The organism is Rhodococcus sp. 14C212 (assembly GCF_011058195.1).
Lineage (GTDB): Bacteria > Actinomycetota > Actinomycetes > Mycobacteriales > Mycobacteriaceae > Rhodococcus > Rhodococcus aetherivorans.
Genome location: NZ_JAALEH010000009.1, coordinates 23,877 through 43,795, shown reverse-complemented (window position 1 = coordinate 43,795; position 19,919 = coordinate 23,877). Strand labels below are relative to the sequence as shown.

Sequence of the window (19,919 nt, the reverse complement as noted above, 5' to 3'; positions counted from 1 at the left end):
GAGCCCGTGCCGTGGAACTCGGCCGCCGCGCCCTCGGACTCGACGGTCGCGGCGGCGACCCGGCCGTGGCCGCGATCCTGCACGGCGACGAACTCGAGGGCCGCGGCCTCGACGCCACCGAGACCACCCAGCTGCACCGGATACGGTTGTTCGGCGCGACGGGCACCGTGCTCATGGCGGTCGGCGCGCTCGGCGCCGGTGCGCAGCCGGTGCTGCAGAATCCCGTCCAGGGCCTGCGCCTGCTCGGGCTGCCCGCACGCATGCCGAGCGCCGCACTGACCCTCACCATGACCGGCACCGTGCTGGTGGTCCTCGCGTGGCTGCTGCTCGGCCGCTTCGCGATCGGCCGCCGCGACCCGGACGGGGTGCCCCGCCGGCTCACCCGCTCCCAGCTCGACCGCACGCTGCTGCTGTGGATCCTGCCGTTGATCGTGGCACCCCCGATGTTCAGCAAGGATGTGTACTCGTATCTCGCGCAGAGCGAGATCGCCGCCCGCGGACTCGACCCGTACGGGATCGGCCCGGCCGGCGCCCTGGGCGTCGACCACGTCCTGACCCGTACCGTGCCCAACATCTGGCGTGACACCCCCGCGCCGTACGGGCCGGCGATCCTGTGGCTGGGGCAGCGCATCACCGACCTGACCGGCGAGAACATCGTCGCCGGGGTCTTCCTGCACCGTGTCTCCGCGCTCGCCGGGGTGGCGCTGATCGTGTGGGCGCTGCCGCGGCTCGCGCGCCGCTGCGGTGTCGCCTCCGTCAGCGCCCTGTGGCTCGGCGCGGCCAACCCGCTGCTGCTGTTCCACCTCGTCGCCGGCATCCACAACGAGGCCCTGATGCTCGGTCTCATGCTCGCCGGCCTCGAGCTGGCGCTGCGCGGCATCCACACCCCCGATCCGGCGGGGCCGCTGCGCGGCCGGGCGCTCGCCTGGCTGCTGGCCGGTTCCGCCGTGATCGCGTTGTCGTCGATGGTGAAGGTTCCGTCGCTGCTCGCCCTCGGCTTCGTCGGAATGGCGCTCGCGCACCGCTGGGGCGGCACCCTGCGCGCCGTGGCCGCCGCCGCCGCGCTGCTCGCCGTGGTCGCCGCCGTCGTCGTGGGCGCGGTCAGCTGGGGCAGCGGCCTCGGCTTCGGCTGGACCCAGACGCTCGGCACCGCGACCGAGGTGCGCAGCTGGATGTCCATCCCGACGCTGCTCGGCCTGGGCACCGGCCTGGCCGGGGTGCTGCTCGGGCTCGGCGACCACACGACCGCGATCCTGTCGCTCACCCGGCCCGTCGCCGCGCTGATCGCGGCGCTGGTGACGGTGCGGATGATGTTGGCGGTGCTCACCGGCCGGCTGCATCCCGTCGGCGCGCTCGGGGTGTCCCTCGGCGCGATCGTGCTGCTGTTCCCGGTGGTGCAGCCGTGGTACCTGCTGTGGGCGGTGATCCCCCTCGCGGCGTGGGCCACCCGGCCGATCTTCCGGCTCCCCACGGTGGCGTTCTCGTCGCTGGTGAGCGTGATCCTGATGCCCAACGGCGGCGAGTACCAGCCGTTCATCATCGTCCAGGCGGCCATCGCGACGGTCGTCGTCGTGGGCCTGGCCATCTTCGCCACCCGCAACCGACTGCCCTGGCGCGACGAGGAGGACGCACCACCGCGTCCCGCGGATTCGCCCGGCGCCTACGCTGGAACCTCGTGACCTCGAGATCCCCCGGCGCTGCGCCACCCGCCGTACGCCTGGAGGGCGTCGTCAAGCGATTCGGCGACCTCACCGCGGTCGACGGCCTCGACCTGACCGTCGAACGCGCCCAGGTACTCGCGCTGCTCGGCCCCAACGGTGCCGGCAAGACCACCACCGTGGAGATGTGCGAGGGCTTCGTCGCACCCCAGTCCGGCACGGTGCGCGTCCTCGGGCTCGACCCGATCGCCGACTCCGAGGCCCTGCGCCCCCGGATCGGGGTCATGCTGCAGGGCGGCGGCGCCTACCCGGGGTCCAAGGCCGGGGAGATGCTCGATCTGGTGGCTGCCTATTCCGCGGATCCGCTGGATCCGGCCTGGTTGCTGCGCAGCCTCGGGCTCGAGGAGGCCCGCCGCACCCCGTACCGGCGGCTGTCCGGCGGGCAGCAGCAGCGGCTCGCGCTGGCGTGCGCGCTCGTCGGCCGGCCGGAACTCGTCTTCCTCGACGAGCCCACCGCGGGTCTGGACGCGCAGGCGCGGTTGCTGGTCTGGGAGCTGATCGACGCTCTGCGGCGCGACGGGGTCGCGGTGCTGCTCACCACGCACCTGATGGACGAGGCGGAGGAGCTCGCCGACGAGGTCGTCATCATCGATCACGGCCGGATCGTGGCCGCCGGCACCCCCGCCGAGGTCGCCCGCACCGGTGCGGAGGGTCAGTTGTGGCTCACCGCCGCCGCGGGTCTGGATCTCGCTGCCCTGCGCGCCGCCCTGCCGGACACGTTCCGGGTGCGCGAGGCCGGTCCCGGCCGGTACCTGGTGGAGGGCCCCATCGATCCGCAGGTCGTCGCGGTGGCCGCGTCGTGGTGCGCGGACCAGGGCGTCCTGGCCAGCGAGATCCGGGTGGACCAGCGCAGCCTCGAGGACGTGTTCCTGGACCTGACCGGACGGGAGATCCGAGGATGAGCATGTCGCACGAGCGGCTGGCGGCCAACCGGTTCGCCCCCGGCACGTTCAGCCCGCGGCCCCGGCCGAACGCCCCGGCGGCGATGCTCGCCGCGCAGACCCGCATGGAACTGCTGCTGCTGCTGCGCAACGGCGAGCAGCTGCTGCTGACGATGTTCATCCCGATCACCCTGCTCATCGGGCTCACCCTGCTTCCGATCGGCGACCTGGGCGCCACCCGGGTCGACCGGGTCCTGCCGGCCGTCATGACGGTCGCGGTGATGTCCACGGCATTCACCGGACAGGCCATCGCGGTCGGATTCGACCGCAGATACGGTGCATTGAAAAGACTCGGCGCCACCGCCCTGCCGAAGTGGGGCATCATCGCAGGCAAGAGCGGCGCGGTCGCGCTCGTCGTCGCGCTGCAATCGATTCTGCTGGGCGGCATCGGCCTCGCCCTCGGCTGGCGCCCCGAGCCGGTCGGGCTGCTCCTCGGGGCCGTGGTCATCGCGCTGGGCACCGTGACGTTCGCGACCCTGGGCCTGCTGCTCGGTGGCACGCTGCGCGCCGAGATCGTGCTGGCCCTGGCCAACATCATCTGGTTCGTGCTGCTCGGCATCGGCAGCGTCGTCCTCGCCGGCGACGGCCTGCCCGATGCGGTGGTGCACGTGGCCCGCCTGGTCCCGTCGGGGGCGCTCGCCCTCGCCCTCGACGACGCGCTGCGCGGCGGCATCGACTGGCTGGCCGTGGCGATCCTCGGCGCGTGGGCGGCCGTCGGCGGTTTCCTGGCGAGCCGGCTGTTCCGCTTCGTCTGACCCGTCACACCACCCCACTACAGCCTGTAGTGGATCGGCCCGTACCATCGTCATGTGCTGTATCGCGGCTTTCTGAGCCTTGTCGACCGTCTGCCCCTGCCGTCCCTGCGGACCCAGCGGCTGCTCGCGCTGATCGCGATCCTCACCCAGGGCGGCATCGCCGTGACCGGGTCGATCGTCCGCGTGACCGCGTCCGGCCTGGGGTGCCCCACCTGGCCGCAGTGCTTCCCGGGCAGCTTCGTGCCCGTCGGCGTCTCCGAGGAGGTCGCCACCCTGCACCAGGTCGTCGAGTTCGGCAACCGGCTGCTGACCTTCGTCGTTGTCGCCTCGGCCGCGGCGGTCGTGCTGGCCGTGACCCGCGCCCGGCGCCGCCGCGAGGTCCTCGCCTATGCCTGGCTGATGCCCGCCGGCACCGTCCTGCAGGCCGTCATCGGCGGCATCACCGTGCTCGCCGGTCTGGCCTGGTGGACCGTGGCGGTGCACCTGCTGGCCTCGATGCTGATGGTGTGGCTCGCGGTGCTGCTGTACGCGAAGGTCGGCGAGCCCGACGACGGGGTGGTCGTGGAGACGATCCCCGGCCCGCTGCGGACCCTCACCGCCCTGTCCGCCGCGCTGCTCGCCGGGGTGCTCGTCGCCGGCACGATGGTCACCGGCGCCGGCCCGCACGCCGGTGACAAGAGCGCCGACAGGCCGGTGCCGCGCCTCGAGATGGACATCGAGTCGCTGGTGCACCTGCATGCCGAGCTGCTCGTCGGATATCTCGGTCTGCTCGTCGGCCTGGCCTTCGCGTTGTACGCCGTCGCCGCCCCCCACCCGGTAAAGAAGCGCCTGCACGTGCTGCTCGCCCTCGTCGTCGCCCAGGCCCTCGTCGGGGTCGTGCAGTACTTCACCGACGTGCCCGCCGCACTCGTCGCCGTGCACGTCGCCGGTGCCGGGCTGTGCACGGCCGCCACGGCGGCGGTGTGGGCGGCCGGGCGGGTCCGCACCACCGAACCGGCCCGCGAACCGGTCACCGTCTGACGCCGGCGCACGCGATACGGAGAAACAGCTCCGGGGGCCGCCCGTGGTGGGCGGCCCCCGGAGCCGTTCGAGGACCGGTCAGCGCTCGTTGCGCGCCCGCGGGAACCGGGTCTGGTGGGCCACCCAGCCGGCCATCTTCTTCCAGTGGCCCTGCTGCGGGGTCGCGACGCTTGTCACCTCCCGGTCCCACTCCGAGACGGTGACGTCCGGCAACGCCTCGACCACGGCGTGCGCGGTGGCGAGATCCCGCACCACCCGGTCGCCGAGCACCCCGTCCTCGGCGACGAGGGTGATGCGCACCGCGCCCCGCGCGACCGGCTGCAGCACCGCCTTGGCGGAGCCGCCGTGCGCGGCGACGAAGCTGCGGAAGGACTTCACGATGTCGGCCGGTGCGGCCACGACCTGGGTATCGGCGCTCATGCCTGCAGAATACTGTGAACGCATGCGCGCAATCGAAGTGGCACGGTTCGGCGGCCCCGAGGTCCTCACCCTCGTCGACGTCCCGGCTCCCGAGCCCGGCCCGGGTCAGCTGCTGGTACGGACCGACGCCGTGGGCATCAACTTCATCGACACCTACTTCCGCACCGGGCTCTACCCGCGGGAGCTGCCGTACATCCCCGGGACCGAGGGCACCGGCCGCGTCGTCGCGGTCGGCGAGGGCGTGGCCGACGTCGGGGTCGGCGACCGGGTGAGCTGGGCGTCGGCCGACGGTTCCTACGCCGAGCAGGTGCTCGTGCCGGCGGCGGTGGCCGTGCCGGTGCCCGACCCCGTCCCCGCCGAGCAGGCCGCGTCGGCGCTGCTCCAGGGCATGACCGCGCACTACCTGCTGAATTCGACGTATCCGGCGCAGCCCGGCGAGACGGTGCTGGTGCACGCGGGTGCCGGCGGCGTAGGCCTGCTGCTCACCCAGCTCGCCGCCGCGAAGGAGGTGCGGGTGATCACGACCGTCTCCACCGACGAGAAGGAGGCCCTGTCGCGGGAGGCGGGCGCCGCCGAAGTGCTCCGCTACACCGACGACCTCGCCGAGCGGGTCCGTGACCTCACCGGCGGGGAGGGCGTCGCGGCCGTCTACGACGGGGTCGGCGCCGCCACGTTCGAGTCGTCGCTCGCATCGCTGCGCATCCGCGGCACGCTGGCGCTGTTCGGCGCCGCCAGCGGCCCGGTGCCGCCGTTCGACCTGCAGCGGCTCAACCCGGCCGGCTCGCTGTATGTCACCCGCCCCACGCTCGCGCACCACGTGCGGACGCGCGAGGAGCTGATGTGGCGGGCCGGCGACGTGTTCGCCGCCGTCGTCGACGGCGCCCTGACCCTCCGGGTCGGCGCCCGATACCCGCTGGCGCAGGCGGAGCAGGCACACCGGGACCTCGAGGCCCGCCGCACGACCGGCTCGATCGTCCTGATCCCCTGAGGTCCGCCCCGAGCGAATGTATCGTTCCGTCTCTCAGCGGCAGCGGACGATACATTCGCTCGGCCCCGGCGCCGCGCGGAAGCGGATCAGAAGAACGAGGCGATGGTGCGCAGGTCGAGCACCGAGTCCACGGCCAGGCCCAGGCACACCAGGGCGAGGTAGTTGTTGGACTGCAGGAACAGCTTGAGCGGCTTGACCGCCGCCCCGCCCCGGACGCTGCGGTACAGCTGGTGCGCGACGAGCAGGAACCACGCGCCCGCGGCGACGGTCACCACCGCGTACACCAGGCCGGCGGCCGGCACGAGCACCAGCGTCGCCAGGACGGTCGCCCACGTGTAGAACAGGATCTGCTTGGTGACGTGCTGCTCGCTCGCGATCACGGGCAGCATGGGCACGCCGGCGGCCTTGTAGTCCTCCTTGTAGCGCATCGCCAGGGCCCACGTGTGCGGCGGCGTCCAGAAGAAGATCACCAGGAACAGCACGATCGGTTCCCAACTCAGCGAGCCGGTGACCGCGGCCCAGCCGACCATCACCGGCATGCACCCGGCGGCCCCGCCCCACACCACGTTCTGCCAGGTCCTGCGCTTGAGAACCATCGTGTACACCAGGACGTAGAAGGCGATCGTGGCGACGACGAGCAGGCCGGCGAGCAGGTTCGCCCGCCACCACAGCCACAGGAACGACACGACGCCGAGCACCATGCCGAACACGAACGCGTGCCGGGTCGGGACGGCCTGCCGGGCCAGCGGTCGCAGCGCCGTCCGTTTCATCACCTTGTCGATGTCGGCGTCGACGACACAGTTCAGCGCGTTCGCGCTGGCCGCGCCCATCCACCCGCCGAACAGGGTGCTCAGGATGAGCACCAGGTCGACCTCGCCGCGGTCGGCGAAGAGCATCGCCGGGATGGTCGCCACCAGCAGCAGCTCGATCACGCGCGGCTTGGTCAGCGCGATATAGGCGAGCACCGTGCCCGAAACGCGTCCCCACACCGTGTCGGGGCGAGGCGCCCGGGGTGCCTCGGGGGCGCCGAAGCCGTGACCGCCCGGCCGTTGCCCTGCCCGCACCCTGTCTCCTTGCACCACGCGATTACGCACCTTCGCTCGCCGTCGCCCTACTACGAACGATGGTAGACGTCGCGCAGGCCCGGACCGAATCGACCCGCAAAGCGCAGCACATTACTCTGGAGGGGCGCTCGAGGCTTTCGCGCCCGCACGCTCCCCGTATACCCATGTCAGGAGACTTCTGCTCGTGTCGATCACAGACGAGATCCGCTCCCTCACCCAGGCAGTGCACCCCGCCGACTGGACCGACCTCGACACCAAGGCCGTCGACACCGCCCGCGTGCTCGCCGCCGACGCGGTCCAGAAGGTGGGTAACGGTCATCCCGGCACGGCGATGAGCCTCGCCCCGGTGGCCTACACGCTGTTCCAGAAGGTGATGCGGCACGACCCGACCGACCCGCACTGGGTGGGGCGGGACCGGTTCGTGCTCTCGTGCGGGCACTCGAGCCTGACCCTCTACATCCAGCTGTACCTGTCGGGCTACGGTCTCGAGCTCGCCGACCTCGAGGCGCTGCGCACGTGGGGTTCGAAGACCCCCGGCCACCCCGAGTTCGGGCACACCGCGGGGGTGGAGATGACCACCGGCCCGCTCGGGCAGGGCCTGGCCTCCGCCGTGGGCATGGCGATGGCGGCGCGCCGTGAGCGCGGCCTGTTCGATCCGGACACGGCGACCGGCGCGAGCCCGTTCGACCACCACGTCTACGTCCTCGCCTCCGACGGCGACATCGAGGAGGGCGTGACGTCGGAGGCCTCGTCCCTCGCGGGCGTGCAGCAGCTCGGCAACCTGATCGTCTTCTACGACGACAACAAGATCTCCATCGAGCACGACACGGCGATCGCCCTCGGTGAGGACGTCGCCAAGCGCTACGAGGCGTACGGCTGGCACGTGCAGACCGTCGAGGGCGGCGAGAACGTCACCGCGATCCTCGAGGCCGTCGAGGCCGCCAAGGCCGTCACCGACAAGCCGTCGCTCGTGGTGCTGCGCACCATCATCGGCTACCCGGCGCCGACCAAGATGAACACCGGCGACGTGCACGGCGCCGCCCTCGGCGCCGACGAGGTCGCCGCGGTCAAGACCGCCCTCGGCTTCGACCCCGCCCGGCACTTCGACGTCGACCCGGCCGTGATCGAGCACACCCGCGGCGTCGTCGAGCGCGGCGCGGCGGCCCGCACCGCATGGCAGGCCGAGTTCGACGCGTGGGCCGGCCGGGAGCCGCAGCGCAAGGAGCTGTTCGACCGGTTGCAGTCCGGGGAGTTCCCCGCCGGCTGGACCGAGGTGCTGCCCACCTACGAGCCGGCCGCCAAGGGCCCGGCCACCCGCAAGGCGTCCGGCAGCGCCCTCGCCGCGCTCGGCCCGGTGCTGCCCGAGCTGTGGGGAGGTTCGGCGGACCTGGCGGGCTCGAACAACACCACGATCCCCGGCTCGGATTCGTTCGGCCCGGTGTCGATCTCCACGAAGGACTGGAACGCCCAGCCCTACGGCCGGACGCTGCACTTCGGCGTGCGCGAGCACGCGATGGGCTCGATCCTCAACGGCATCGCCCTGCACGGCCCGACCCGCCCCTACGGTGGCACCTTCCTGGTGTTCAGCGACTACATGCGTCCCGCGGTGCGGCTCGCCGCGCTCATGCAGACCCCGGCGATCTACGTGTGGACCCACGACTCGATCGGCCTCGGCGAGGACGGCCCGACCCACCAGCCGGTCGAGCACCTCACGGCGCTGCGCGCCATTCCCAACCTGGCCGTGATCCGCCCCGGCGACGCGAACGAGACCTCGTTCGCGTGGGCCGCCGCGCTGGAGAACAAGACCGGCCCGACCGCCCTGGCCCTGACCCGCCAGGACGTGCCGGTGCTCGAGGGCACCCGCGAGAAGGCCGCCGAGGGCCTGGCCCGCGGCGCGTACGTGCTGGCCGAGGCGTCCACCGGCACCCCGGAGGTGGTGCTGCTCGGCACCGGCTCGGAGCTGCAGCTCGCCGTCGCGGCCCGCGACGTCCTCGAGGCCGACGGCGTCCCCACCCGTGTGGTGTCGGTGCCGATCCTCGACTGGTTCCTCGAGCAGGACCAGGCGTACCGCGACGAGGTGCTGCCGCCGGCGGTGCGTGCCCGCGTCTCCGTCGAGGCCGGCCTGGCGATGCCGTGGTACCGCCTGCTCGGCGACGCCGGCGAGGCCGTTTCGCTCGAGCACTTCGGCGCCTCCGCCGACCACAAGACCCTGTTCCGCGAGTTCGGCATCACCGCCGAGGCCGTCGTCGACGCCGCCCGCCGCTCGCTGACCCGAGTGAAGGGATGATCCCGATGACCCAGCAGGTAACCCAGAACGCGAACCTCGCCCAGCTCTCGGCCGCCGGTGTGTCCGTGTGGCTCGACGACCTCTCCCGGGACCGCATCGAGTCCGGCAACCTTGCCGAGCTGATCGCCACCCGCAGCGTCGTGGGCGTGACCACCAACCCGTCGATCTTCCAGGCCGCGCTCAGCAAGGGTCACGTCTACGACGCCCAGGTCCGTGAGCTCGCTTTGGCCGGTGCCGACGTGGACACCACCATCCGCACCGTCACCACCGACGACGTGCGCGCCGCGTGCGACGTCCTGGCCCCGGTGTTCGAGGCCAGCGGCGGCGTCGACGGCCGCGTCTCCATCGAGGTCGACCCGCGGCTGGCGCACTCCACCGACGCGACCGTGCAGCAGGCGATCGAGCTGTGGCGCATCGTGGACCGCCCCAACCTGCTCATCAAGATCCCCGCGACGGTGGCCGGCCTGCCCGCCATCGCCCGCGTGATCGGCGAGGGCATCAGCGTGAACGTGACGCTGATCTTCTCGGTCGAGCGCTACGAGCGGGTCATCGAGGCCTACCTCGACGGCCTGACCGCCGCCAAGTCGGCCGGACACGACCTGTCGACGATCCACTCGGTGGCCTCGTTCTTCGTCTCCCGCGTCGACACCGAGATCGACGCGCGGCTCGAGGCCATCGGCACCCCCGAGGCCCTTGCGCTGCGCGGCAAGGCCGGCGTCGCCAACGCTCGCCTGGCGTACGCGGCGTACCGCCGGGCGTTCGAGTCGGGTGCCCGGTTCGAGCAGCTCGCCGCCGCCGGGGCGCGGCCGCAGCGCGCTCTGTGGGCGTCGACCGGGGTGAAGAACCCGGACTACTCGGACACCCTGTACGTCACCGAGCTGGTCGCCCCGCACACGGTCAACACCATGCCGGAGAAGACCCTCGAGGCCGTCGCCGACCACGGCGAGGTCACCGGCGACACGGTCACCGGCACCGAGAAGGGCGCCGAGAACGTGTTCTCCGCGCTGTCGACGATCGGGGTGAACCTGCCCGAGGTGTTCCGCAAGCTCGAGGACGAGGGCGTCGAGAAGTTCGAGGTGTCCTGGAACGAGCTGCTCGCCGCCACCTCCGAGCAGCTGATCGCGCACGGCGCGAAGAGCTGACGCGGTGCGCGAACCCGAGACGGCGGCGTGGGTCAACCCACTCCGGGACGAGCGAGATCGGCGGCTGCCCCGTATCGCCGGGCCGTGCGCCCTGGTGATCTTCGGGGTCACCGGCGACCTGGCCCGCCGCAAGCTGATGCCGGCGGTGTACGACCTGGCCAACCGCGGTCTGCTGCCGCCCGGGTTCGCGCTCGTCGGCTTCGCCCGGCGGGACTGGGTCGACGAGGACTTCGGCCGGGTCGTCCACGACGCGGTGAAGGCCAACTCGCGCACCAAGTTTCGTGAGGAGGTGTGGAACCGCCTGGCCGAGGGCATTCGCTTCGTGCAGGGCAGCTTCGACGACGACGCCGCGTTCGCCGAGCTCGCGTCGACGCTCGCCGAACTGGACAAGGCCCGCGGCACGGGCGGCAACCACGCCTTCTACCTGTCCATCCCGCCGAATGCGTTCCCGGTGGTCTCGGCGCAGCTGAAGCAGTCCGGGCTCGCGATCGCGCGGGAGGGGACGTGGAGCCGCGTGATCATCGAGAAGCCGTTCGGCCACGATCTGACGAGCGCCCGCGAGCTGAACCGGTTGGTCGCCGAGGTGTTCCCCGAGGAGGCGGTGTTCCGCATCGATCACTACCTCGGCAAGGAGACGGTGCAGAACATCCTGGCGTTGCGGTTCGCGAACCAGCTGTTCGACCCGCTGTGGAACGCGCATTACGTCGACCACGTGCAGATCACGATGGCCGAGGACATCGGTCTCGGCGGCCGCGCCGGCTACTACGACGGCATCGGCGCCGCCCGGGACGTGATCCAGAACCACCTGCTGCAGCTGCTCGCGTTCATCGCCATGGAGGAACCGATCAGCTTCGACCCGGCGGAGTTGCGGGCGGAGAAGATCAAGGTGCTCTCCGCGACCAGGCTCGCCGAGCCTCTCGACGAGACCACCGCCCGTGGCCAGTACATCGCGGGCTGGCAGAACGGCGGCCAGGTCGTCGGTCTGCACGAGGAGCAGGGCTTTGCGGCCGACTCGACCACCGAGACGTACGCGGCGATCACGTGCGAGATCGACACCCGCCGCTGGGCTGGAGTGCCGTTCTACCTGCGCACCGGCAAGCGCCTGGGCCGGCGCGTCACCGAGATCGCGATCGTGTTCAAGCGTGCCCCGCACCTGCCGTTCGATCAGACGATGACCACCGAGCTCGGCCAGAACGCCCTCGTGATCCGCGTGCAGCCGGACGAGGGTGTCACCCTCCGCTTCGGCTCCAAGGTGCCCGGGTCGAGCATGGAGGTCCGCGACGTCAACATGGACTTCAGCTACGGCCAGGCGTTCACCGAGTCCTCCCCCGAGGCGTACGAGCGGCTCATCCTCGATGTGCTGCTCGGCGTGCCGTCCCTCTTCCCCGTCGACGACGAGGTCGAGCTGTCGTGGAAGATCCTCGACCCGGTGCTCGAGCACTGGGCGGCACACGGCAAGCCCGAACCGTACGAGGCCGGCACCTGGGGACCGTCGGCGGCCGACGAGATGCTCCGTCGCTCGGGCCGCGAATGGAGACGCCCGTGAGAATGCAGTTGCGCAACGCGACCGCGATCGACATCAGCAAGCAGCTGGTCCAGCTGCGGCAGACCGGTGGCATCGTCACGCAGGGGCGCGTGCTCACGCTGGTGGTGTGCACCGACGGTCCGCGTGGCCTCGAGGCCGCGATCACCGCGGCCATCGGGGCGTCCCGGGAGCATCCGTGCCGCGTGATCGTCGTCGGCCGCGGCCGCGCGGGCGACGAACCGCGCATGGATGCGGAGATCCGAATCGGCGGCGACGCCGGGGCCTCGGAGGTGCTGATCCTCGCGTTGCACGGCCCGCTCGCCGACCACCAGGAATCGGTGATCGTGCCGTTCCTGCTGCCGGACACCCCGGTGGTGGTGTGGTGGCCGAACACACCCCCGGCGGTGCCCGCGGCGGATCCGGTGGGCCGGCTCGCCGTGCGTCGCCTGACGGACGCGACGAACTCGTCGCGCCCCATGCCCGAGATCGTCTCCCGGCTGCCCGGCTACACCCCCGGCGACACCGACCTCGCATGGGGCCGGATCACGTACTGGCGGGCGTTGCTCGTCTCCGCGCTCGACCAGCCGCCGTTCGAGCCGATCGAGTCGGCGCTGGTATCCGGGCTCGGCAGCGAACCGGCCGTGGATCTGCTCGCGGGCTGGCTCGCGAGCCGGATCGACGGCCCGGTCCAGCGCGCGGTGGGCGATCTGCGGGTCGAATTGCGCACCCGCACCCAGACGATCTCGCTCGAGCGACCCCAGGACGGGCGTGTCGCGACGTTGCGGCGCACCGGCAAACCCGATTCGCTGATCACGCTCGCACGCCGCGACTCCTCGGAATGCCTCGCCGAGGAACTGCGGCGGCTCGACCCCGACGAGGTGTACCACTCGGCCCTGACCGCACTGTCCAAGGTGGAGTATGTCTGACGTGCACGACACTTCCCAGAACGTCCACGTGCGGCGCTTCGAGACGGGCGACGACGTCGCGCGAGCGGCTGCCGCAGCCTTCGTCGAGGCCGTCGTCGCCGCGCAGCACGCCCGCGGCCGCGCCTCGGTGGTGCTCACCGGCGGCGGCACCGGGATCGCCGTGCTCGATGCGGTCCTGCGCGCCCCCGGAGGGATCGACTGGTCCGCGCTCGACGTGTACTTCGGCGACGAGCGATATCTGCCGCCGGGCGACCCGGAGCGCAACGAGGTCCAGGCCCGCGCGGCGCTGCTCGATCACGTGCCCCTCGATCCGGCGCGGGTGCACGCGATGCCCACCCTCGACGAGGCGGGGGCCGGTTCCCCCGACTCGGCGGCGCGCACGTACGCGGAGGTGCTCGCCGCGAACTCCCCCGACGGCACCACCCCCGCGTTCGACGTGCACCTGCTGGGCATGGGCGGCGAGGGCCATGTCAACTCCCTGTTCCCGCACACCGACGCGGTGCGCGAGCAGGACCGCTTCGTCGTCGGCGTCGCGGACTCCCCCAAGCCGCCGGCCGCGCGGGTCACGCTCACCCTCCCGGCGGTCCGTCGCGCCCGGCAGGTGTGGCTGCTCGTCACCGGTGCTGCCAAGGCCGAGGCCGTCGCGGCCGCGGTGGGCGGCGCGGCCGCGGTGGACGTCCCGGCGGCCGGGGCGCGGGGCCGCGAGCAGACCGTGTGGTTCCTCGACGCGGAGGCCGCCGCGGCACTGCCCGCCGACTGACCGTCACCGCCGCGGTCCGTCGCGGTCGGGCTCGCCCGCCCGTGGATCCGGGGGCAGGCAGCCGTCGGTCACGCCGCAGCGCAGGCGCGCGGCCCAGCTCGGGTTGCGGGTCGCGCGCAGCCCGGTGAGGCGGGCACGGCTGCATCGCACCGTCCTACGGTCCATTGTGGGCTCCTCCCCTGTGGTGTTCCCTGCCTCGTTCGACGCCGCGGCCACCCCGGCGGTTCCCGCCGAGTCGGTCCGACGCAAACCCGGCAGGGTGACGCCCGGCAGATCACAATGGGGACAGCACTGCGTGAGAGGAGCGTTCGATGAGCACCCCGACCACCGTCCTCGGCGAGATCCGTCCGGAGCACGGCTGTCCGGACGGGTCCTCGCTCGTGACCCTGCACTACGTGCGCAGCTTCGCACTGCCGGTGGGCGAGGTGTGGGCGGCGTTGACCGAGTCCGACCGGCTCGAACGCTGGTACGGACGGTGGACGGGCGACCCCGCCTCCGGACGGGTGCGGCTGACGATGACCGACGAGCACGACACGGCGACGACGGACGTGCGGATCCTGCGCTGCGACCCGCCCCATGACCTCGGCGTCGACCAGGACGGGTGGCATCTCGAGGCCACCTTGACGCAGGTGGGTGTCGTCACCACGCTCGAGTTCTCCCACCGGCACGTACCGCGGTCGGAGACCTCGGAGGTCGGTCCCGGCTGGCAGTACTATCTCGACCGGCTCGACGCCGTGCTCGCCGGCCGCTCCCTGCCCCGCTGGGACGGCTACCTCGACCTCGCCGACGAGTACCGCTGAACACCGCGCGGGTGCTGGGCCGGCTCGCCGACGACCTGGGCCACCGCGGAATCCGTCCGTACCTGGCCCGCTGACACCGGAGCGGTCCGCGACCTGCTCGTCGCGGCCGGGGACGAGGCCGTGGCCGCTCACGCGCATCCGACCTCGAGGCGGCGATCACCGCGGCCCGCGCCGACCTGGACCGGGCCGACGGGCGGGCTCGGTGACCGCGCCCGTGCACCACCGGAGCCGAACGCTCCGCCTGCACGGGTTCGGCCGCCTCGCCGGCGACGGATTCCCCCATTCCGTGCACCCGCCGCGACGGGCCGACCGTACCCTCGACACAGCCGAGATTCCGAGGGAGGGTGGCATCATGAGCGCAGGCGGTGCCAGCGAGACGACCCGGCAGAACCTGCAGGCCACGACGGCTGCACTACCCGCGGACGACAGGCAGGACTTCGACGATGTGACGCGCGGGTTCGTCGGCCGCAGCGAGCAGCGGCGGATCACCGGCGCGGACGGGCGGCTGGTGTGGGACCTCGACGCCTACGCGTTCCTCGACGGGTCCGCGCCGGAGACGGCCCATCCGAGCCTGTGGCGGCAGGGGCGGCTGCTCGCCGAGGACGGCCTGTACGAGGTGGTGCCGGGGATCTACCAGTTGCGCGGCTTCGACCTGTCGGTGATGACCGTCGTCGAGGGTGATACCGGGGTGATCGTGATCGACCCCCTGATCAGCGCGGAGACCGCTGCGGCCGCCCTGGCCCTGTACCGCGGGTACCGCGGCGACCGGCCCGTCTCCGGGATGATCTACACCCACTCCCACGTCGACCACTTCGGCGGCGTCAAGGGCGTGCTCGACCCGGAACTCGTCGAGGCCGGGACGGTCCCCGTCGTCGCGCCGTCCGGATTCCTCGAACACGCGGTGTCGGAGAACCTCTTCGCCGGTACGGCGATGTCGCGCCGCTCGGGCTACATGTACGGCGCGGCGCTCGAGAAGGGTCCGGCCGGTCAGATCGGGGCCGGGTTGGGCCAGACCACCTCGGCCGGCACCGTCACGCTCATCGCGCCGACCGTCGACATCACCGCGACCGGGCAGGAGCTCACCGTCGACGGGGTGCGGATGGTCTTCCAGCTCACCCCCGGCACCGAGGCCCCGGCCGAGATGAACATCTGGTTCCCCGACCGGCGGGCGCTGTGCGCGGCGGAGAACGCCACCCACACCATGCACAACATCCTCACCCTGCGCGGCGCGGTGGTGCGCGACGCGCACGCCTGGGGCCACTACCTCAACGAGACGATCGGCCTGTGGGGCGACGCGCTCGACGTCGTGTTCGCCTCGCACCACTGGCCGACGTGGGGCCGCGAGCGTGCGCTCGAGTTCCTGTCCGTGCAACGTGACATGTACCTGTACCTGCATGATCAGACGCTGCGGATGATGAACCAGGGACTCGTGGGCGCGGAGATCGCCGAGCGGTTCGAGATGCCCCCGGCCCTGGCGGCCGCGTGGCACACTCACGGCTACTACGGCTCGGTGAGCCACAACGTCAAGGCGATCTACCAGCGGTACATGGGGTGGTACGACGGTAACCCCGCCAACCTGTGGGCCCATCCCCCTGTCGAGGCAGCCCGCCGGTACGTCGACGCCATGGGCGGCGCCGACGCAGCCCTCGCCGTCGCACGGAGGGCCTTCGACGAGGGCGACCACCGCTGGGTGCTCGAGGTCTGCAAGCATCTGCTGTTCACCGACGACACCGACCAGGCCGCCCGGGCCCTGCAGGCCGACGCGATGGAGCAACTCGCGTACGGCGCCGAGAACGGCACCTGGCGCTGCATCTACCTGGCCGGCGCGAAGGAGCTCCGCGACGGGATCTTCGGCTCGCCCGTGCAGTCCTCGGGAGACTTCCTCGATGCGCTGACCGTCCCGCAGCTCTTCGACAGCCTGGCCGTGCGGGTGGACGGGCCGCGCGCATGGGACGTGCGCCTCGTGATCTCGTGGATCCTCACCGACCTCGGGATCACGTATCTCACGGAGCTGCGGCACGGCGTGCTCAACCACCGGACCGTCGACGAGCCGCTGCCGGACGGCACGGTGTTCACCCTCACCCGCCGCACGCTGGTCGGCGCCCTCACCGGGCAGCTGGATCCGGCGACGGCCCTCGCGGACGGGACGATCGCGGTGACGGGCGACCCGACCGTGGCGGGCCGGCTCTTCGAGGTGCTCGCACCGGTGGATCCGGACTTCGCGATCGTCACGCCCTGACGTCCGCCGCTGCCGGGACCGTGCCAGCGGCCCCGGGTCAGCCGGGCCGGAGGACGCCGACGTCGCCGAGGTCGTGCGAGACGGTGAAGGTACGTGCAGTCAGACGCCAGCCGTCCCGGGTGCGGATCCACCGATCGTCGTACTCGCCGAAACATTCGTAGCTCGCCCCGGCGGCCGGGCCCGCGCCCTGATGGTGGACGCGGGCGTACGTCCGCGACCGGGCCCGGTCGCCGTCGATCTCGACGCGGTGGTTGCCCAGCAGGTGCTGCGACGGTCCGCAGCCGCCGAGATGCGCGCGGACCACGGCGACGATGCCGTCGCGACCCGAGGCACCGTAGCCGGTGGCAGAGTCGGTGAAGGCGGCACCGAGGGCGTCCCAGTCCCGGCGGTCGAGGGCGGCGGCGAGCTCGGCGAGCCGTTCGACGATCTGTTCGCGGTCGTGTGTCACCTGTCCCGTTGTAGCGGGCTCACGGCCGTTCGGGCGCCGTCTTCCCGCTGAGCGGGCACGGCACCGGCATTCGGCCGCTGATACCCCGGCGAGCCAGCCGCTGTTACGCAGCGTTCAGCCGCTGTTACGCAACGCGGTCGCGAGCCCGTTCATCGTCAGCTGGATGCCGCGGCGGACCCGGTCGGTGTCCTCCCCCGCCCGGAACCGGCGCAGCAGCTCGACCTGCAGGTGGTTCAGCGGCTCGAGGTACGGGAAGCGGTTGTGCACCGATCGGGCCAGCGCCGGGTTGTCCGCGGTCAGATCGGGGTGCCCGGTGATCGCCAGGTAGGTGCGCACGGTGCGTTCGTGTTCGGCGGTGATCTTGTCGAACACCCGGTGCCGCAGATCGGGATCGGGCACCAGCTCGGCGTAGCGCGCCGCGAGACCGAGGTCGGACTTGGCCAGCACCATCGCCATGTTGGACAGCACGGTGCGGAAGAACGGCCAGCGGCGGTACAGGCCGGTGAGGGTGGCGAGTCGCTCGTCGTCGCCGCCGATCCAGGTTTCGACGGCGGTGCCGGTGCCGTACCAGCCGGGCAGCATGACCCGCGACTGGGTCCACGCCAGCACCCAGGGGATCGCCCGCAGGTCGGCGATCGACGACGTCGGCTTGCGGGAGGTGGGCCGGCTGCCGATGTTCAGGGCCCCGATTTCCGCCACCGGCGTGGCGGTCCGGAAGTACTCGACGAAGCCGGGGGTCTCGTGTACCAGGTCGCTGTAGGCGGCGCGGGCGAGGTCGGCGACCTCGTCGAGCACCGCGTACGCCGGGGCGGCGTCGCTGCCGAGTCCCTCGACGTCGAGGAGGGTGGATTCGAGGGTCGCGGCGACGAGGGATTCGAGATTGCGGCGCGCCAGCTTCGGCTCGGCGTACTTCGCCGCGATCACCTCGCCCTGCTCGGTCAGGCGCAGCGAACCGGCGACGGCCCCGGGCGGCTGCGCGAGGATCGCGTCGTAGCTCGGGCCACCGCCGCGGCCGACGGTGCCGCCGCGGCCGTGGAACAGGCGCAGCCGGATCCCGGCGGCGCGCGCGGCCTCCACCAGGTCGAGTTCGGCCCGGTACAGCGCCCAGTTCGCGGCGAGGTACCCGCCGTCCTTGTTCGAGTCCGAGTAGCCCAGCATGACCTCCTGGACGCCGCCGGCGGCGTCGACGAGGTTGCGGAACTCGGGGACGGCAAGGGCGGCGGTGAGGATCTCGGCGCCGTGCCTGAGGTCGTCGATGGTCTCGAACAGCGGGATCACCGCGACCGGGCAGCGCGGTCCCGCGACGTCGTGCTCCACGAGACCGACCTCGTCGAGCAGGAGCACGGCCTCGAGCAGGTCCGACACCGACCCGCACATGCTGACGATGTAGTGCGGCACCGCCTGGGGTCCGAGGCGCGCGACGGCGTCGGCGGCGGCGCGCAGCACGCCGAGTTCGCGGATGGTGTCGGCGCCGAGCCGCGCGCCGGGCGCGCTGAGGGGACGGCGGGTGCGCAGCTCCGCGGCGAGCAGGGCGACCTTCTCGTCCTCGGACAGGGTCGGGTAATCGTCGGTGACGCCTGCCCAGGCGAGCAGTTCGGCGACCACCCTGCCGTGCACGTCGGAGTTCTGCCGCAGGTCGAGGGAGGCGAGGTGGAAGCCGAAGGCCTCGACTGCGCCGCGGACGTGCGCGAGCCGGTCGTCGGCGAGGGCGGCGCCCCCGCCGGCGCGCAGGGCGACGTCGAGGATGTCGAGGTCGGCGAGCAGTTCGGCGGGCGTGTCGTAGGCGGTCAGCGGGCTCGGCAACGCGTGCGGCGGTGGTTCGTCGAGCAGTCGTGCCGCGGTGGCGGTCAGGCGGCCGCGGATGCCGCGCAGCGCGCGGCGGTACGGTTCGTCGGCGCGCGACGGGGCGTCGTCACCGGAGGCGTCGGCGAGCCGGCCGAGGTCGTCGGTGATGCGGACCAGGCGCGCGGACATCGACAGTTCCCGCTCGAGCTGTTCGAGCTCGGCGAGGTGGTGGCCGAGGGCGGTCGCGGCGGCCCGGTCGGTGGCGCGGTGGACGACCTCGGCGGTGACGTTGGGATTGCCGTCGCGGTCGCCGCCGATCCAGGATCCGGTGCGCACCAACGGGTCCGGCAGCAGGGGGACGCCGGGCCAGCGTTCGCGCAGGGCGCGCCGGACCTCGGCGTTGAGGGCCGGGACGACGCGGAACAGGGAGGCGTCGTAGTACCGCAGGCCCACCTCGATCTCGTCCTGGATGCGGAGGCGGGCGAGCCGGATGAGGGCGGTCTGCCACAGGGTGAGGATCTGCCGCCACAGCTGCAGGTCGATGTCGGAATGCTCGTCGGGCTCGGCGCGTTCGCGGCGGCGCATGAGGTCGGTGATGCGGCTCTGCACGTCGAAGACGGTGCGGCGGCGGGTCTCGGTGGGGTGAGCGGTGATCACCGGGGAGACGAGGGCGCCGTCGAGCGCGGCGGCGACCTCGGCGGGGTCGAGTTCGGCGGCGTCGAGTTTGCGGTAGGTGGCGGCCAGCGAGCTGTCCTGGGACGGTTCCCCGGCGCGCACGTGCACGGCGCGGCGGCGTTCGCGGTGCAGGTCCTCGGCGAGGTTCGCCAGCAGCGCGAAGTGGCTGAAGGCGCGGATGACGGGGAGGGTGTCGTCGGTGGGGACGTCGGCGAACATCGCCGCGACCTCGGCCCGGTCGATCTCGGAGCGGCGCACCCGGAAGCTCTCGACGCGGGCGCGTTCGACGAGGGCGAAGAGGTGCTCCCCGGCCTGTTCGCGGACGATGCGGCCCAGCATCCCGCCGAGCAGCCGGATGTCCTGGCGCAGGGGTTCGGTGGCGGAGCGGGACCCGGAGGGGTCGGCCGGCCGGGCGGTATCCGTCAT

The 19,919-nt window shown here is 72.3% G+C and carries 17 protein-coding genes; 12 read left to right on the top strand and 5 right to left on the bottom strand.

What is annotated here, in order from left to right:
• The first annotated feature begins 11 nt into the window (after positions 1 to 11).
• Genes mptB through G6038_RS06770 form a run of 4 tightly spaced genes read left to right on the top strand, consistent with a single transcriptional unit; the run spans position 12 to position 4,434 of the window.
• Positions 12 to 1,679: a polyprenol phosphomannose-dependent alpha 1,6 mannosyltransferase MptB gene (gene mptB, locus G6038_RS06785; RefSeq protein ID WP_230304555.1), complete on the top strand. Its 1,668-nt coding sequence runs from the start codon at positions 12 to 14 to the stop codon at positions 1,677 to 1,679.
• On the top strand, positions 1,676 to 2,620 hold the full coding sequence (locus G6038_RS06780; RefSeq protein WP_165036837.1) for an ABC transporter ATP-binding protein: 945 nt from the start codon (positions 1,676 to 1,678) through the stop codon (positions 2,618 to 2,620). The genes mptB and G6038_RS06780 overlap by 4 nt, the downstream gene beginning before the upstream one ends.
• A complete protein-coding gene (locus G6038_RS06775) occupies positions 2,617 to 3,414 on the top strand; it encodes an ABC transporter permease (protein WP_165036835.1) in 798 nt (265 codons plus the stop codon). Before G6038_RS06780 ends, G6038_RS06775 begins: the two co-directional genes overlap by 4 nt.
• A gap of 54 nt (positions 3,415 to 3,468) precedes the next feature.
• Positions 3,469 to 4,434, top strand: a complete 966-nt coding sequence (locus G6038_RS06770; RefSeq protein WP_165036833.1) for a heme A synthase — start codon at positions 3,469 to 3,471, stop codon at positions 4,432 to 4,434.
• 78 nt (positions 4,435 to 4,512) lie between these two features.
• Here the strand turns inward: G6038_RS06770 and G6038_RS06765 are convergent, their stop codons facing one another.
• A complete protein-coding gene (locus tag G6038_RS06765; protein WP_165036831.1) occupies positions 4,513 to 4,854 on the bottom strand; it encodes a hypothetical protein in 342 nt (113 codons plus the stop codon).
• 22 nt (positions 4,855 to 4,876) lie between these two features.
• On the opposite strand from G6038_RS06765, the gene G6038_RS06760 reads away from it, so the two are divergent.
• Positions 4,877 to 5,842: a quinone oxidoreductase gene (locus G6038_RS06760; RefSeq protein ID WP_165036829.1), complete on the top strand. Its 966-nt coding sequence runs from the start codon at positions 4,877 to 4,879 to the stop codon at positions 5,840 to 5,842.
• 86 nt (positions 5,843 to 5,928) lie between these two features.
• On the opposite strand, the gene G6038_RS06755 is transcribed toward G6038_RS06760, so the two are convergent.
• The gene (locus G6038_RS06755; protein WP_165036827.1) at positions 5,929 to 6,906 is read right to left on the bottom strand and encodes a heme o synthase; all 978 of its coding nucleotides are present in this window, start codon (positions 6,904 to 6,906) and stop codon (positions 5,929 to 5,931) included.
• A gap of 184 nt (positions 6,907 to 7,090) precedes the next feature.
• On the opposite strand from G6038_RS06755, the gene tkt reads away from it, so the two are divergent.
• Genes tkt through pgl form a run of 5 tightly spaced genes read left to right on the top strand, consistent with a single transcriptional unit; the run spans position 7,091 to position 13,546 of the window.
• Complete coding sequence (tkt, locus tag G6038_RS06750; RefSeq protein ID WP_165036825.1) at positions 7,091 to 9,193, top strand: transketolase; 2,103 nt, start codon at positions 7,091 to 7,093, stop codon at positions 9,191 to 9,193.
• Between the two features lie 5 nt (positions 9,194 to 9,198).
• Positions 9,199 to 10,335, top strand: coding sequence for a transaldolase (gene tal / locus G6038_RS06745; RefSeq protein WP_165036823.1), 1,137 nt, complete (start codon positions 9,199 to 9,201; stop codon positions 10,333 to 10,335).
• A gap of 4 nt (positions 10,336 to 10,339) precedes the next feature.
• Positions 10,340 to 11,881 carry a glucose-6-phosphate dehydrogenase gene (gene zwf, locus G6038_RS06740; RefSeq protein ID WP_165036821.1) on the top strand — a complete coding sequence of 514 codons (1,542 nt, stop codon included), beginning with the start codon at positions 10,340 to 10,342 and terminating at the stop codon, positions 11,879 to 11,881.
• Between the two features lie 2 nt (positions 11,882 to 11,883).
• Positions 11,884 to 12,786, top strand: a complete 903-nt coding sequence (gene opcA, locus G6038_RS06735) for a glucose-6-phosphate dehydrogenase assembly protein OpcA (protein WP_346772762.1) — start codon at positions 11,884 to 11,886, stop codon at positions 12,784 to 12,786.
• Positions 12,779 to 13,546 (top strand): 6-phosphogluconolactonase, encoded by a 768-nt coding sequence (gene pgl / locus G6038_RS06730; RefSeq protein WP_165036817.1) that lies wholly within the window; start codon positions 12,779 to 12,781, stop codon positions 13,544 to 13,546. The genes opcA and pgl overlap by 8 nt, the downstream gene beginning before the upstream one ends.
• Positions 13,547 to 13,549: 3 nt before the next feature.
• Here pgl and G6038_RS06725 read toward each other — a convergent pair whose 3' ends face one another.
• Positions 13,550 to 13,711 carry a hypothetical protein gene (locus G6038_RS06725; RefSeq protein ID WP_165036815.1) on the bottom strand — a complete coding sequence of 54 codons (162 nt, stop codon included), beginning with the start codon at positions 13,709 to 13,711 and terminating at the stop codon, positions 13,550 to 13,552.
• A 146-nt stretch (positions 13,712 to 13,857) separates the two neighbouring features.
• Between G6038_RS06725 and G6038_RS06720 the strand changes: the two genes are divergently transcribed.
• Together G6038_RS06720 and G6038_RS06715 are read left to right on the top strand one after the other, a co-directional pair.
• Complete coding sequence (locus G6038_RS06720) at positions 13,858 to 14,346, top strand: SRPBCC domain-containing protein (protein WP_165036813.1); 489 nt, start codon at positions 13,858 to 13,860, stop codon at positions 14,344 to 14,346.
• A 352-nt stretch (positions 14,347 to 14,698) separates the two neighbouring features.
• Positions 14,699 to 16,585, top strand: coding sequence for an alkyl sulfatase dimerization domain-containing protein (locus tag G6038_RS06715; protein ID WP_165036811.1), 1,887 nt, complete (start codon positions 14,699 to 14,701; stop codon positions 16,583 to 16,585).
• Positions 16,586 to 16,622: 37 nt separating this feature from the next.
• Here G6038_RS06715 and G6038_RS06710 read toward each other — a convergent pair whose 3' ends face one another.
• On the bottom strand, positions 16,623 to 17,033 hold the full coding sequence (locus G6038_RS06710; RefSeq protein WP_165036809.1) for a nuclear transport factor 2 family protein: 411 nt from the start codon (positions 17,031 to 17,033) through the stop codon (positions 16,623 to 16,625).
• A gap of 114 nt (positions 17,034 to 17,147) precedes the next feature.
• Entirely contained in the window at positions 17,148 to 19,919 is a 2,772-nt protein-coding gene (gene ppc / locus G6038_RS06705) for a phosphoenolpyruvate carboxylase (protein WP_165036807.1), read from the bottom strand.